This window comes from Stenotrophomonas sp. YJH_SMC_81, from assembly GCF_059370875.1.
Genome location: NZ_JCAFUB010000004.1, coordinates 31,999 through 46,302, shown reverse-complemented (window position 1 = coordinate 46,302; position 14,304 = coordinate 31,999). Strand labels below are relative to the sequence as shown.

The 14,304-nt window shown below is 67.6% G+C and carries 11 protein-coding genes; 5 read left to right on the top strand and 6 right to left on the bottom strand.

Features of this window, described 5'->3' with window-relative positions; genetic code table 11:
- Positions 1 to 118: 118 nt before the first annotated feature.
- The 5 genes from AC5P8U_RS09715 to AC5P8U_RS09695 are packed head-to-tail and all read left to right on the top strand — an operon-like array spanning position 119 to position 6,126.
- Positions 119 to 646 carry an RNA polymerase sigma factor gene (locus tag AC5P8U_RS09715; RefSeq protein WP_088496450.1) on the top strand — a complete coding sequence of 176 codons (528 nt, stop codon included), beginning with the start codon at positions 119 to 121 and terminating at the stop codon, positions 644 to 646.
- Entirely contained in the window at positions 643 to 1,611 is a 969-nt protein-coding gene (locus AC5P8U_RS09710; RefSeq protein WP_072166911.1) for a FecR family protein, read from the top strand. The genes AC5P8U_RS09715 and AC5P8U_RS09710 overlap by 4 nt, the downstream gene beginning before the upstream one ends.
- An 11-nt stretch (positions 1,612 to 1,622) precedes the next feature.
- Positions 1,623 to 4,421, top strand: a complete 2,799-nt coding sequence (locus tag AC5P8U_RS09705; RefSeq protein ID WP_088496451.1) for a TonB-dependent receptor plug domain-containing protein — start codon at positions 1,623 to 1,625, stop codon at positions 4,419 to 4,421.
- A 44-nt stretch (positions 4,422 to 4,465) separates the two neighbouring features.
- Positions 4,466 to 5,422, top strand: coding sequence for a hypothetical protein (locus AC5P8U_RS09700; protein WP_154350400.1), 957 nt, complete (start codon positions 4,466 to 4,468; stop codon positions 5,420 to 5,422).
- Positions 5,419 to 6,126 carry a hypothetical protein gene (locus AC5P8U_RS09695; protein WP_206621291.1) on the top strand — a complete coding sequence of 236 codons (708 nt, stop codon included), beginning with the start codon at positions 5,419 to 5,421 and terminating at the stop codon, positions 6,124 to 6,126. Before AC5P8U_RS09700 ends, AC5P8U_RS09695 begins: the two co-directional genes overlap by 4 nt.
- A gap of 59 nt (positions 6,127 to 6,185) precedes the next feature.
- Here AC5P8U_RS09695 and AC5P8U_RS09690 read toward each other — a convergent pair whose 3' ends face one another.
- The 6 genes from AC5P8U_RS09690 to AC5P8U_RS09665 all read right to left on the bottom strand — a co-directional run bounded on the left by AC5P8U_RS09690 (position 6,186) and on the right by AC5P8U_RS09665 (position 14,234).
- Positions 6,186 to 6,875 (bottom strand): lysoplasmalogenase, encoded by a 690-nt coding sequence (locus tag AC5P8U_RS09690; RefSeq protein WP_227836626.1) that lies wholly within the window; start codon positions 6,873 to 6,875, stop codon positions 6,186 to 6,188.
- Positions 6,872 to 8,755 carry a M61 family metallopeptidase gene (locus tag AC5P8U_RS09685; protein ID WP_495214130.1) on the bottom strand — a complete coding sequence of 628 codons (1,884 nt, stop codon included), beginning with the start codon at positions 8,753 to 8,755 and terminating at the stop codon, positions 6,872 to 6,874. The genes AC5P8U_RS09690 and AC5P8U_RS09685 overlap by 4 nt, the downstream gene beginning before the upstream one ends.
- 201 nt (positions 8,756 to 8,956) lie before the next feature.
- Positions 8,957 to 9,907: a 4-hydroxy-3-methylbut-2-enyl diphosphate reductase gene (ispH, locus tag AC5P8U_RS09680; protein ID WP_072166917.1), complete on the bottom strand. Its 951-nt coding sequence runs from the start codon at positions 9,905 to 9,907 to the stop codon at positions 8,957 to 8,959.
- A gap of 27 nt (positions 9,908 to 9,934) precedes the next feature.
- Positions 9,935 to 10,459 carry a signal peptidase II gene (gene lspA / locus AC5P8U_RS09675; RefSeq protein ID WP_005408564.1) on the bottom strand — a complete coding sequence of 175 codons (525 nt, stop codon included), beginning with the start codon at positions 10,457 to 10,459 and terminating at the stop codon, positions 9,935 to 9,937.
- Positions 10,459 to 13,290 (bottom strand): isoleucine--tRNA ligase, encoded by a 2,832-nt coding sequence (gene ileS / locus AC5P8U_RS09670; protein ID WP_495214129.1) that lies wholly within the window; start codon positions 13,288 to 13,290, stop codon positions 10,459 to 10,461. The genes lspA and ileS overlap by 1 nt, the downstream gene beginning before the upstream one ends.
- Complete coding sequence (locus tag AC5P8U_RS09665; protein WP_069139084.1) at positions 13,287 to 14,234, bottom strand: bifunctional riboflavin kinase/FAD synthetase; 948 nt, start codon at positions 14,232 to 14,234, stop codon at positions 13,287 to 13,289. The genes ileS and AC5P8U_RS09665 overlap by 4 nt, the downstream gene beginning before the upstream one ends.
- Positions 14,235 to 14,304 lie beyond the last annotated feature (70 nt).

Sequence of the window (14,304 nt, the reverse complement as noted above, 5' to 3'; positions counted from 1 at the left end):
CACACTCTTCCCCATCCGGTCATCGTCGCGTAAAACTCGAAGACGCACCCGCCACCGACGCCCGAGGCCAGCCCTGTCCGCCCCCTCTCCTCTGATCCATCGCGCGCCGGACCTGTCCGTGCCGGCGGACGCGTTCATTGCGTTCGTACGGGAAGAGCGCGCGCCGTTGTGCGCTTTCCTGCGCACGCGCGGCGTTGGGCCGGAGGATGCCGAGGACATCGCGCAGGACTGCATGGAGCGGCTGATCCGCTATCGCGCGCACAGTGCCGACGAGCTGCGGTTGCTGCTGTATCGTATCGCCCGCAACCGCCTGGCAGACCGCGGCCGCTCGTCGCAGTCGCGGCCACACCTGTCCCTCGCCGAACACGATGGCGGCGACGAGCCCTCCAGCACGTCGCCCGATCCATTGCGCCAGGCCGAGTCCGGGCAGATGCTGTCCCTGCTGCGGCAGGCCCTGTTCAAGCTGCCCGAGCGCGCGCGCGAGGTGTACCTGCTCAACCGGATCACCGGCATGAGCTATACGCAGATCGCGCGGCACTGTGGAATCACCGCCAAGACCGTGGAAAAACATATCGCCCGCGCCCTGCAGGGCCTGCGCCAGGAACTCGGATCGGATCCGCTGCACAACGACAGGGACAACGGATGAGTCACGCCAGACCCAGGGAAGACACCCTGCTGTTTGAACGCGCCAGCGCCTGGGTGGCGCGGCTGGAGGCTCCGGACTGCACGGCGGGCGAGCGCGAGGCGTTCGAGGACTGGCTGGCCGAGGACCCGGCCCATGTCAGCGCCTGGATCCAGGCCGAGACCCTGTTCCAGCGGGGCGAAGAACTGGCCGCCGACCCGTGGCTGCGCACCGCCGCAGCACGTGCGGCACGGCCGGCGCAGCGTCGCTGGCTGCCGGCAGTGGCCGCCGCCGCAGGCGTCTGCCTGGCCATCGGGATCGGCTGGATGGTCGCCATCGACGGCAACCCCACAGCGCTGCGCTATGCCAACGATTCCCACCAGCCCCGGCAGCAGACGCTGGCCGATGGCAGCGTGGCCACGCTGGATGCGGGCACCACGCTGCACGCCCGATTCGGTTGGCGCCATCGCAACCTGGTGCTGGAACGGGGCCGCCTGCAGCTGCAGGTCGCACCGTCGAGCAAGGCGCTGCAGCTGCGCGCCGGCGACAGCACCATCCGCGACATCGGCACCACCTTCCAGGTGGAGCGCCTGAACGACGGCCTGGTCGAAGTCGCGCTACTGGAAGGTGCGGTGGAAGTCAGCAATGGCGGGGCCCAGCACACCCTGGCACCCGGCCAGCAGCTGCAGGTGCTGCCCTCGGGCCGCTTCCAGCCCGGCCCGGCGCTGTCGTCCAATGCCGCTGCCGAAGGCTGGCTGCAAGGGCAGCTGGTGTTCGATGCCACGCCGCTGTCGATCGTGGTCGAGCGCATGAACCGCTACGGTCGCACGCCGCTGGTGATCGCCGATCCCGAGATCGCCAGCCTGGCCGTGAGTGGCACCTTCCGTGCCGGCGATGCGCAGGAACTGCTGTCGGCGCTGGAACTGGGCTGGTCGGTGGCTGGCCAGACGCGACCGGATGGCGCGCTGGAACTGCGCCGCACGTACTGAGGAGGCCTGCAGTGAAGGCAGTACCGGGCGCGCTGCGGGAGGGGCTGCTCCGCACCCTGTTCTGCTTCGCGCTGAGCTTTGCCGCGCTGCCCTCTGCCGATGCAGCCGAACAGGCCGGCACCCTGGAGGTCGATGTGGGTTCAGGCCCGCTCGCACCTGCCCTGCAGCAATGGGCGCGCCAGAGTGGCATCGCCCTGCTGTTCGATGCGCGTGAACTGGATGGCCTGCGTACGGCCGGCACCCATGGCCAACGCGATGCGGCCGCGGCCCTGAAGGAACTGGTCGCCGGCATGCCGGTGACCATCCTGCGCACGCCTGCCGGCGGATTCGTCGTCCGCCGCACCCGGCCAGCACCGCCATCGCCCCCGCCGGTCGCGACGCGTGCGATGCCCGCGGCACCGTCGCCGGGCAGGGTGCCCGAGACGCCACCGCAGGTCGAGCTGGCGCCGATCCATGTCACCGGCAGCCGGCTGCCGCGCACCTCCGTGCAGACCACGCTGCCGGTGACCATCATCGACCGCGATGACATCCTGCGCAGCGGTTACGGCAGCCTGTTCGACCTGCTGCGGCACTTGCCGGGCATGAACGGCCACCCGGCAATGAGCACCTCGCGCAGTGGCGACTCGCAGTACCTGCCGGTGGGTGCGGCCACCACCACCAGCCTGGACGGCATGGGACCGCGTGCGACCTTGTTCCTGGTCAATGGCCGGCGCCTGCCACGCTATCCGATGGTGTCGCTGGAACAGGGCGGACTCACCGACCTGGGGGGCATCCCGCTCAGCTTCGTCGAGCGCATCGAACTGGTGCGTGGCGGTGCGTCGGCCATCTATGGTGCCGACGCGATGTCCGGCGTGGTCAACATCATCCTGCGTGACCAGGCCGATGGCCCTGAAGCCATGCTGCAGACCGGCCTGAGCGGGCGCGGCGACGCCGGCCAGTATCGCCTGCAGGCGGCCACCGGTGGCGTGCGCGACGGAGGGGACCGCTGGTTCGCTGGCATCGACCTGCATCGCATCGACCACGTGGCCGGCGATCGCCGCAAATGGCATGCGGAAACCTCGCAGTACCTGATCGGCGCGTTCCGCGATGGGCGCTACTGGCCGGCAACGCGCTGCGAAGGGCCATTGAAACGGCGCGATGGTGCCTGCTGGTTCGACAGCGCACGCCCGCGTTCGCTGCAACCGGCCTCGGACACCGCCTCGGCCTACCTGCGCTATCGGCATGAGCGCGGCGAGGGTCGCTATGCCTACGCCGAGGCGCGGGCCAGCCACAACCGGCAGCGCTTCGACCTCGGCCCGACCGCCGTAGCCATCGGACTTTATGGGTTCACCTTCAACAGCGTGCTGCGCGAAGCCGGCAACGTGCGTCCGCATGTACGTGCCACCGATGCCGACGTCACCTTCGGCATCGGCCACGACCAGGGCCGCCGCAGCTGGGATGCCGGCATCAGCGCACAGCGCAGCGATGTCACTCTGACGACGTCCGGCACCGTGCGCGCCCAACCACTGCTGCGCGCGGCCGAGACGCTGGATTTCCTGCCCGGCTTCACCTCATTGCCGGCAGAGACCGCCGCGCAGTTGTTCCCGTCGATCCGCAACCGCGGGCGCACCGAGCAGTGGCAGGGCTGGTGGGGCATGCAGCGCGAGTTGATGCCATTGGCCGGCGGTGCTGCACAAGTGGCCACCGGCATCGACCTGCGCCAGGAACGCTGGACGTCGCATCCCGACGCGCTGCTGAGCCAGGGCGACCTGGCGCTGGGTCTGCCACAGGAACAACGCCACCTGTCACGCCGCAGTGGCGGTGCCTACGCCGAACTCGGCCTGCCATTGGCGCGCACGCTGCGTATGGACCTGGCAGCACGCTGGGACCGCGATGGCGGTTACCAGGCTTTCTCGCCCCGCGTGGGCGTACGCTGGAGCCCGACACCGCAGTGGTCATTCCTGCTTGCCACCGGGCGCGGCTACCGGGCCCCCAGCCTGTTCGAGCAACGGCGGCCGCCGGGCTATTTCGGCGCGATCGAACTACCCGCCTCCAGTGCACTGCCCGACTGCGCGCAGAGCAACGGCAACGGACGCTGCAGCGTAACCGTGGACGTGGTGGAGAACGATGCGCTGAAAGCGGAGCGGTCGCGCAGTCATTCCCTGGGTGCGACCTGGACACCGACCGATGCGTTTTCACTGTCGCTGACCCACAACATCGTCGAACTGCGCAATGAAATCCTGGCCCTGCAACCGGCCGATGCGGTGTGGAACCGCAGCACCTGGGAGCTGGACGAGGATGGACGCCTGTACAACCTGCGCCTGTCCTTCGACAACATCGGCCGCACCACGTCGCGCAACCTTGTTCTGCGCGGGGAGTACCACATCGACACCGGCAGCACCGGCCAGTGGCTGTTCTCCGTCGATGCATTGAAACAGCAGGAACTGCGCCGCGAGCGTGGCCACGAAGCGACGGTGGACCTGCGTGGCCATGTCACGCCAGCAATGGCCGCCGTGCTCAATGTGCAGTGGCAGAACAGCAACTGGGACATCGCCCTGCGCGGCAACCAGGTGGGACGCACGCGTGCCTGGCTGCCCGGTGCGGAGTGCCCGGAAGAACAGCGCGAGCAGAACCATTGCATGAATCCGCGGCAGCTGCGCTGGAACCTGCATCTGGCAAGGCGGCTGGGGCCGCGCGTGGTCGCCGCGCTGGACGTGCACAACGTGCTCGACACGCAACCGGTGAACTACCTGGTCGGCAATGGCGGCCAGATGCCGGGGCTGGACGATCCACTCGGCCGCTACTTCCTGCTGACCCTGCAGATCCGCTGAGCGTAGTACCCTACGCGCCCTGTTCCATCGGTCCCCACCACCCCATGAAGGCCTATCTCTGGTTCTGGGGCGCGTTCCTGCTGTTCTTCGCGTTGCCCTTCCCCTGCATCCTCTACTTCGGCACGTCGTGGCCGGTGCCACTGGCCGACCGCAGCGCGCCATGGCTGGCCCTGCTGCTGCTCGCGCTGTCGCTGGCCCTGTGGCTCGCGTTGCTGCTCGCCTTCCTGCACTACCTGCTGCTGGGCCCACCGCGCGCGCTGCATCGGGTGCGCACCATCCTGGCCGACGGTGAGCCACGTGAGGCGTTGATCGAACAGGCCGAGCAGACCGGCGTGCACGTGCGCGGCTTCGCGCAGTGGAAGCTGCAACTGGGCTTCCAGAACCTGTCCGGCACGCCGATCAACGAGCAGATGCTGGTGGTGGACAGCAAACCGCAGCTGCAGCGTTTCGTGGCCGGCCAGCGCATCGAGGTTCGCCTGAGCCGGATGCCGGGTGCGTTCCCCAATGTGGTGCTGGACGGTGCCCAGCCCGAACTGGATGTCGCCAGCCTCTGGCGCCGCGGCGCCGGCGCGGTCATCGGCATCGTCGTGGTTGCCAGCGCCTACGTGCTCGCCTATCGGCTGCAGAGCGAGGGCCTGGGCTGGACGTTCCTGTCCTTCGGCCACCCACTGCTGGTGTGCCCGCTGGTGTTGTGCGGCTACGCCCTGGGCCTGCGCGTCCTGGGGCGCCTGCTGCAGGCTGATGCGCGCGGCGACGCGCTGAAGTACCGCGGCATCGGCGTGGATGCGAAGGTGCTGAAGCTGCGCCAGACCGGCACCTACCTCAACGAGCAGCCGCAGGTGGAGTTCCAGCTGGAGTACACCGACCGCGAAGGTGGCATACAGCAGGTGAGCGTGCGCCGCTTCATCCCGTTGATCGAGCTGGCCAACCTTCCACGCGAGCAGGTCACGCTGCTGTACGACCCGGAAGATCGCGGCAACGTTCGCCTGGAGGGTGTATGAAGCAGCCCCCCTCGACGCGACTGGTATTTTCGATGGTGCTGCTGTTGCTGGCCGGCGTCGCCGTTGCCGGCGGGGCACTGCAGACCCTTGCCGAAACGATGGGCCATTCGGTGCAGGATGACCGCGCAACCACGCCGATCACCAGGCCCCCACCGCGCGAGAGGCCTGCTTCGCTCGCACCGATTCCCGAACCGCGGTCGATGCCGATGCCCGAACGCAGCAACCGCTTGTTCGATGCGGACTACCTGCTGGCCGCCCGCCAGGCACTGGAACAGATGCCAGCCCTGGCCGGGCACCGGTTGATGGTGTTCCACAGCATCCACTTCTACGATGATGGCCGCATCAATCTGGACCTGGTCGATCCGCAGCAACCTACGCACGTGGACAGCTACCACTTCGAGCACGGCCAGTGGCGCAAGGGCGACCCGGTCGATCCGCAGCGCTTCGCGCCCACCATCACCCTGCGCCGCAGCAGCACGGCGCTGGCCAACATCGATTTCGAGGCGGTGCCACGCGTCGCCCAGGCGCTGCAGGCGCAGCGCAACGCGCTGATGGCCACGCCGGGTGACGTCGGCCACGTCTATGTGATCGTGCGCAAGGGTGGCAGGCTGGTGTGGCTGCCGGACGAGGTCGCCGGCGATCGCCAGTCCGCACGACTCTCGTTCGACGCACAGGGCCGTTCCGGCAACGCGAACCGACGATAGTCAACGCAAAAAGGGGACGGAGGGGATTAAGTCGTTTACGCCTTGGTGCCGTCTGCGACTTAATCCCCTCCGTCCCCTTTTTGCTGTTTCACCGAGCGGGCGATGGCGTACTGTGCGCCGTAGTAGGTGGACAGCACCAGCAGGCTGGCCAGTGGCAGGCCGCCGGCGAAGCGGTCCCAGGCCAGCAGCGAATCGCTGGCGACGAACAGCAGCGCACCGACGGCAGCCCAGCGTGCACTGCTGGCTTCCACGGCAGCGGGCTGTGGCCGGCGCCATTGCCGTGCCAAGGCCAACACCGCCATCGAGGCCAGCACCATCACGTACGCCAGCACCGGCATACGCATCGGTGCAGGCAGGTGCGGCCACAGCCCAAGCACATTGAGTACAGCGAACGCGCCGAGCAGGACGCTGGCGGCGAGCAGGCCACGCCCGGCACGCAGGCCCTCACGGAAGGCCACGATGTAGCAGAGGTGCGCCAGCAGGAACGCTACCAGCCCCGGTACGAATGCGTCCATCGGCAGCATCAGCGCGATGTCACCCATGCACGACAGCAGCATGCCGGCCAGCACCGCGCGCCGGTAGGACGGCTGCGCAGGATCACGCACCCGCCACGCGATGGCAGCGATCAGCAGCGTGGTCGCCGGCTTCGCCAGCCAATGCAGCCAGCGCCCGTCACCGTGCAGGAACGCGCCGATGATGGCGAGGACCGCCATCAGAAGGATCCCGACGTCGCGCACGCGCGCTGTCATCGCGCCTTCCACAGCTCCGCAAGGCGATCAGGCTTGCCGGCAATGCGCTCCAGCACCGGATACTGCAGGCCACCGTGGTAGTCGATGTTCATCGTCTCGATGCGGTCGAACTGCTTCACCAGCAGCACGATCGGCGCCTTGTCCTTGGCCGCTGTCGCCACCGCATCCTTCAAGCGCTGGCTGCTGTACTCGCGCCCGCCAACCGCGATCACCTTCATGCCGGGTGCAAGACCGGCGTTGAAGGCCGCGCTGTCCCAGATCACGTCACCGACCGTGCCGCTGTCGAGCACGGTCGCGCCCAGCGAGTACGCCAGCAACGCCGCCTTGGCGCGTTTCTCCTGTGCCTTGTAGGCGTCGTTCGGGGTATCGCGGTAGACCAGCTTCCAGCCCGCCAGTTCCAGCCCCCCGGTCAACGAACCGTGGCCGTCCAGGCGCCCGCGCAGGAACGTCGCCCAGTCGTAGGGCGCGATGCCGTTCAAGGTCGCCACCACGTCGTCGAAGGTGTACGGGTTGACGTCCCAGTCGCCGTTGCCGACGCCGAAGAACGCACGCGCGAAGTCATCCAGGCTGCGACGGTTGCCGCTCAGCGCGCGCAGCTTGCCCTCCACTTCCAGCCACAGCATCTGGCCACCGGAGTAATAGTCTTCGCTCATCTGGTAGTTGCGGTACGGCAACGTCCGGCGCTGGGCGATGGTCGGGTCGTTGGTGGTGTCCTGCAACGGGCGCCAGGCCAGGCCCGGACGGCCGCGATCATAGGTCGCGGCCACATTGGCCAGCATGTCGCGTGCCTGCGCCGTCGACCACAGCCCCGAGCGTGCCGCCAGCACCTGCCCCCAGAACTGGGTCTGGCCTTCGTACACCCACAGCAGGCTGTCGCCCATCGGCGTGTTGAAGTTGGCGGTGGCCAGGTCAGCGCCACGGCGGTACTTGCCGTTCCAGGAATGGGTGTACTCGTGCGGCAGCAGATCGCGCATCCAGGCGTTGTCGTCCCACTCGGTGAAGTAACCCGGGTCGGCGCTGTTCTCGCTGGAACGGTGATGCTCCAGGCCGATGCCACCAAGACGGTCGGTCAACGCCAGCAGGAATTCATAGTGGTTGTAGTGACGCGCACCGTAGAGCTTGTCGGCCTGCTGCACCAGCGCGCGGTGCAGGGTGATCTGTGCCTCGCTCGGCTTCAGCGACTTGGCCTCGTCGGCAAACACATTGAGGTGCACCGGCACCTTTGCACCCGGATCGAGATCGATGCGCTTGTAGTGCTCGCCGGCAAACAACGGCGAATCGACCAGATGGTCATACGAGATCGGCTTGAACACCACGGTATCGCCGTCGCGTCGCGCGGTTTCCAGCGCAGTGGCAAACGACCAGCCCTTGGGCAGGGTCACGCTGGCCTGCGCCTGCAGGTCGCGTGCATCGACGCCGGCCGGATACAGCGAGTTGGCATTCCACTGCAGGTTGAGCATCTCCGGGGTCATCACCACCCGCCCCTGGCTGCCCCCCTGCGAGGACAGGAAATCGAAGTGGGCGACGATCTCGCTGACGCCCTCGGGCACGTCCACCTTGAACGCATAGACGTTGTACTGGTCGCGCTGCCAAGCCAACGGCTTGCCGTTGGCGGTCACGCGCAGGCCGGCCAGCTTGTCGATCGGGCCGGTGGGCGAATGGTTGCCGGGAATCCACTGCGGGTACAGCAGGGTCATCGGACCGGGTTTGACCGGTACGGTGGCGGTCACCTTGAAGATGCGCCGGGCCAGGTCACGCGCGTCGACATCGATGCGCAGCAGGCCGGCGGCTGCGGCATCCCCCGGCGGCGAGGCCTGCGCCAGCGCGGGCGTGGCCGCCAGCGCGAACAGCACGGACATCACCAGGGCACGAGTCTTCATCGGCAACTTCCAGCAGCGGAGAATCCTCCGATGCTAGGCCTGTGCGGTGCCCTGCCCCATGGCCAAAGGTCATGGGGCGGTGCGCCCATCAGTGCATGCCAAAGGCGTGCGAACCAAGGTTCGCACCCACCTTGTGCTGGTTCGCACCCACCAGAGCGGTTTCGGTAGATCCACGCCATGCGTGGATGACGCGCTTCCCGGTCAGTCGACCAGGCGCAGACGCAGTTCCTTCGGCAGCGCGAACACCATCGATTCCGGCTCGCCGTCCAGCTCGCCCACGCCGGTGGCACCCAGCTCGGCCAGGCGTGCCAGCACGCCATCGACCAGTACCTGCGGCGCCGAGGCGCCGGCGGTCACGCCGATGTGCTGCTTGCCCACCACCCACACCGGGTCGATCTCGTGTGCACCGTCGATCAGGTACGACTCCACGCCTTCACGGCGGGCCAGCTCGCTCAAGCGGTTGGAGTTGGAGCTGTTCGGCGAACCGACCACCAGCACCAGGTCGCAGCGCTTGGCCAGATCGCGTACGGCGTCCTGGCGGTTCTGCGTGGCGTAGCAGATGTCGTCGTTCTTCGGGCCCTGCATCGCCGGGAAACGCTCGCGCAGCGCATCGATGATGCCGCGCGTATCGTCCACCGACAGCGTCGTCTGGGTGGTGTAGGCGAAGTTGTCCGGTTGGTTGATCTGCAGCGTGGCGACCTGCTCGACATCCTCGACCAGGTAGATCTGGCCGGTTCCGGCTTCGCGGTTCCACTGGCCCATGGTGCCTTCCACTTCCGGGTGACCGGCATGGCCGATCAGCACCACGTCACGGCCGGCACGGCAGTGGCGGGCGACTTCGAAGTGGACCTTGGTCACCAGCGGGCAGGTCGCATCGAACACCTTCAGGCCACGACGCTCGGCCTCCTGGCGCACGGCCTGGGACACGCCATGCGCGCTGAAGATCACCGTGTTGTTGTCCGGCACTTCATCGAGCTCCTCGACGAAGATCGCGCCGCGCTGCTTCAGGTCGTCGACCACGAAGCGGTTGTGCACCACTTCATGGCGGACGTAGATGGGCGCGCCCAGCGTTTCGATCGCGCGCTTGACGATCTCGATCGCACGATCGACACCGGCACAGAAACCACGCGGGTTGGCGAGCAGCACATCCATCAGTTCAATCTCCCGGCAGCGGCCGGCTTACGGTTTCGGATTGGCATTATCCGCCTTTTTGGCGGACTTGCCGTCGAACAGGCCAAACAGGGCGATGCCGATGGCACCCACCACGATGGCCGAGTCGGCGATGTTGAACGAGGGCCAGGTGTAGCTGCCCACGTACCACTGGATGAAATCGACCACGTGGCCGTGCACCTGGCGGTCGATCACGTTGCCGATGGCGCCGCCGATGATCAGTGCATACGGCACCGCAGCCTTCCAGTTGCCACGGGCGGTGCCGCGCAGCCACCAGGCCATCAGGCCGCTGATGGCGATCGCCAGCGCTGTGAAGAAGTACTTCTGCCAACCACCGGCGTCGCTCAGGAAACTGAATGCCGCGCCGGTGTTGTAGGTGCGGTACCAGTTCCAGAAGCCGTCGATGACCACCACCGGCTGGAACTCCGGCAGGCTCGACAGCACCCAGGCCTTGGACCACTGGTCCAGGCCGATGATGGCCGCCGACAGCAACAGCCAGACCAGGGCGTTCGGATGCGGACGGGGCGCGGCCATCAGAACCAGCTCCGCACTTCGCCGGCGCCGGTCACGTTGCTCACGCAACGGCCGCACAGTTCCGGATGGTCGGCGTTGCTGCCGACGTCGGCGCGGTGGTGCCAGCAGCGCACGCACTTGGCCTTGGTGGTCGGCTGGGCGCTGACGAACACCTCGTCGGTGGTCGCCGGGCGCACCTGCACGTCGCCACTGATGAACAGGAAACGCAGTTCATCGGCCAGCGGCTGCCAGCGCGCGGCCTGCTCTTCGCTGGCGGCGACGGTGATCTCCGCTTCCAGCGCGGCACCGATCGCGCCGTTGGCACGCATCGGCTCGAGCACCTTGGCCACCTGCTCGCGCACGGCCAGCAGCTGGTCGAAATCGGCGGCATTGAGCTGGGCTTCCGCCGGCAGCGGCGCCAGGCCGCCGTACCAGGTGGTGAACAGCACATGGCCGGCATGTTCGCCCGGCAGGTAACCCCACAGCTCGTCGGCGGTGAAGGTCAGGATCGGCGCCACCCAGCGGGTGAACGCTTCAGCGATGTGGTACATCGCGCTCTGCGCCGAACGGCGACCGTGTGAATCGGTCGGCATGGTGTACAGGCGGTCCTTGGTCACGTCCAGGTACAGCGAGCCCAGGTCCACGCTGCAGAAGTTCAGCAGCAGCTGCACGATCTCGGCCATGTTGTAGCCGTCGTAAGCCGCCTTGATCTTCTCCTGCAGCTCCCAGGCGCGATGCACGATCCAGCGGTCCAGCGCGACCATCTGCTCGAGCGGTTGCAGGTGCCGGGCCGGATCGAAACCGTCCAGGTTGCCGAGCAGGAAGCGTGCGGTGTTGCGCAGGCGGCGGTAGGCGTCAGCATTGCGCTTCAGGATTTCCTGCGACAGCGACATCTCGTTGCTGTAGTCGGCCGAGGCGATCCACAGGCGCAGGATGTCCGCGCCCAGCTTGTTCATGATGTCCTGCGGCTCGATGCCGTTGCCCAGCGACTTGGACATCTTGCGGCCGTGCTCGTCCACGGTGAAGCCGTGGGTGAGGCACTGCTTGTACGGCGCGCGCTTGTCGATCGCCACGCCGGTCAGCAGCGAGGACTGGAACCAGCCGCGGTGCTGGTCGGAGCCTTCCAGGTACAGGTCGGCCGGCTTGCCGAAGCCACGCGCGGCGAGCACGCCTTCATGGGTCACGCCCGAATCGAACCAGACGTCGAGGATGTCGGTGACCTTCTCGTAGTCGGCCGCTTCGGCGCCGAGCAGCTCGGCGGCGTCCAGCGAGTACCACACATCGATGCCCTCGGCTTCGACGCGGTCGGCAACCTGCTGCATCAGCTCCACCGAGCGCGGGTGGATCTCGCCGGTCTGGCGATGGGTGAACAGTGCGATCGGTACGCCCCAGGTGCGCTGGCGCGAGATGGTCCAGTCCGGGCGACCGTCGACCATGCTCTGGATGCGCGCCTTGCCCCAGGTCGGGAACCAGCCGACAGTGTCGATCGCAGCCAGCGCATCGCTACGCAGGTTGGCCTTGTCCATCGAAATGAACCACTGCGGGGTGGCGCGGAACACCACTGGCGTCTTGTGGCGCCAGCAATGCGGGTAGCTGTGGCGGATCGGGTGGAAGGCCAGCAGCGCGCCGCTGTCGCGCAGCACGCCGACGATGGCCTCCTGCGCCTTCCACAGATGCTGGCCGGCCAGCACCACCTCACCGGCCGGCGGGGTCGATTCCAGATACACGCCACGGCCGTCGATCGGGGTCACCTGCCCGGCGTTGTACTTGTCCAGCAGGCCGTACTTCTGGCTGACCACGAAGTCTTCCTGGCCGTGACCGGGGGCGGTGTGCACCGCACCGGTACCGTCCTCGTCGGAGACGTGGTCGCCGTTGAGCAGCGGGATGTCGCGCTGCGGATAGAACGGATGCGCCAGCAGCTGGTTCTCCAGTGCCGCACCGGTGGTTTCACCGTGCAGCACCACGCTCTCGACGCCGTAGCGCTGCAGCGCGCGCTCGGCCAGGGCCGCGGCCAGCACCAGCCAACGGCGCTTGCCGTTGTGGGCCGGGCCCTCGGCCAGCACGTAGTTGATTTCCGCACCCAGCGACACCGCCAGCGAGGCCGGCAGCGTCCACGGCGTGGTGGTCCAGATCGGTACAGCCACTTCGACGTCGGCCGGCACGCCCACGCCGAACGCTTGGCCGATGGCCTGCGCGTCACGCGCGGCGTAGGCCACGTCGATCGCCGGCGATTCCTTTTCCTGGTACTCGATCTCGGCCTCGGCCAGCGCCGAACCGCAGTCGAAGCACCAGTACACCGGCTTGGCGCCGCGCACCAGATGACCGTTGGCCACGACCTTGGACAGCGCACGGATCTCGTTGGCTTCGAAGTCGAAGCTCAGGGTCTTGTACGGGTTGTCCCAGTCACCGGTCACGCCCAGGCGCTTGAAGTCCACGCGCTGGATGTTGATCTGCTCTTCGGCGAACTCGCGGCACTTCTGGCGGAATTCGACGGCGTCGAGCTTGGTGCCGACCTTGCCCCACTTCTTTTCGACCGCGATCTCGATCGGCAGGCCATGGCAGTCCCAGCCCGGCACATAGGGCGCATCGAAGCCGGCCAGGTAGCGCGACTTGACGATGATGTCCTTCAGGATCTTGTTGACCGCGTGCCCCAGGTGGATGCGGCCGTTGGCGTACGGCGGGCCGTCATGCAGCACGAACAGCGGGCGGCCGGCGGCGTTGTCACGCAGCTGCTGGTAGAGCCCCTGCGCTTCCCACCGCGCCAGAATGCCCGGCTCGCGCTTGGGCAGGTCGCCGCGCATCGGGAATTCGGTGGCTGGCAGGTTCAGGGTGGTCTTGTAGTCCTGGCTCACGCAGTGGCTCGCAATCTATGTTCGGAAAGGAGGGCGCGCGCCTGTTCGGCGTCGCGGTGCATCTGGTCGGTCAGTGCCGCCAGATCATTGAATTTCTCTTCGTCGCGCAGCTTGGCGACAAACTCCACGTCGATGTGGCGCCCGTACAGGTCGCCCTGGAAATCGAACAGGTGGGCCTCCAGCAGCGGCTCCACGCCGTCCACTGTCGGCCGGGTGCCGAAGCTGGACACCGACGGCCACGGCTGGTCGAACACGCCGTGCACCCAGGTTGCGTAGATGCCCGACAGTGCCGGGGTCTTCGGGAAGCGCAGGTTGGCGGTGGGGAAGCCCAGCGTACGGCCAAGCTGGCGACCGCGCACCACGCGCCCGCTGATCGCATACGGGCGACCGAGCAGATCGTTGGCGCGGGCGAAATCGCCCCCCTGCAGCAGCTGGCGGATGCGGGTGCTGGAGATGCGCTCGCCATGCAGGTCCACCGCTTCAATCTCGCCGGCGCTGAAGCCCAATTCGGCGCCCATCTCCTGCAGCAGCGCCAGATCACCGCGGCGGCGGTTGCCGAAGCAGAACTCCGGCCCGATCCAGACTTCGCGGGCGCCCAGCCGGTGCACCAGCAACTGGCGCACGAAGGTCTCGGCCGGCATCGCCGCCATCGCGGCATCGAAACGCAGCAGGCCGATCGCATCGACGCCGAGCTCGCGCAGGATCTCGACCTTGCTGCGCGCCAGGGTCAGCCGCGGCGGCGGCGTGCCTTGCGCGAAGAACTCACGCGGCAGCGGTTCGAATGCCACGGCCACTGCGGCCACGCCCAAGGCGCGCGCGCGGGCGACCGCGTGGCGGACCAGCGCACGATGGCCCAGGTGGAGGCCGTCGAATGCACCGATACAGACCACGCTTCCGTTGGGGAACAGCTCCCCGCCCTCGACGCTTCTGAACAGCCTGCTCATCAACTCTCGTTCCGGCCCGACCGGGGCCGCCGCTTCAATGGTGTAACCCTGAAGTATAGCCGCCACGGGC

What these genes read in the sequence shown, in the direction of transcription:
- AC5P8U_RS09710 (WP_072166911.1), top strand. Translation starts at nt 643, where the DNA reads ATGAGTCACGCCAGACCCAGGGAAGACACCCTGCTGTTTGAACGCGCC.
- AC5P8U_RS09700 (WP_154350400.1), top strand. Translation starts at nt 4,466, where the DNA reads ATGAAGGCCTATCTCTGGTTCTGGGGCGCGTTCCTGCTGTTCTTCGCG.
- AC5P8U_RS09695 (WP_206621291.1), top strand. Translation starts at nt 5,419, where the DNA reads ATGAAGCAGCCCCCCTCGACGCGACTGGTATTTTCGATGGTGCTGCTG.
- AC5P8U_RS09690 (WP_227836626.1), bottom strand. Translation starts at nt 6,875, where the DNA reads ATGACAGCGCGCGTGCGCGACGTCGGGATCCTTCTGATGGCGGTCCTC.
- AC5P8U_RS09685 (WP_495214130.1), bottom strand. Translation starts at nt 8,755, where the DNA reads ATGAAGACTCGTGCCCTGGTGATGTCCGTGCTGTTCGCGCTGGCGGCC.
- ispH (WP_072166917.1), bottom strand. Translation starts at nt 9,907, where the DNA reads ATGGATGTGCTGCTCGCCAACCCGCGTGGTTTCTGTGCCGGTGTCGAT.
- lspA (WP_005408564.1), bottom strand. Translation starts at nt 10,459, where the DNA reads ATGGCCGCGCCCCGTCCGCATCCGAACGCCCTGGTCTGGCTGTTGCTG.
- AC5P8U_RS09665 (WP_069139084.1), bottom strand. Translation starts at nt 14,234, where the DNA reads ATGAGCAGGCTGTTCAGAAGCGTCGAGGGCGGGGAGCTGTTCCCCAAC.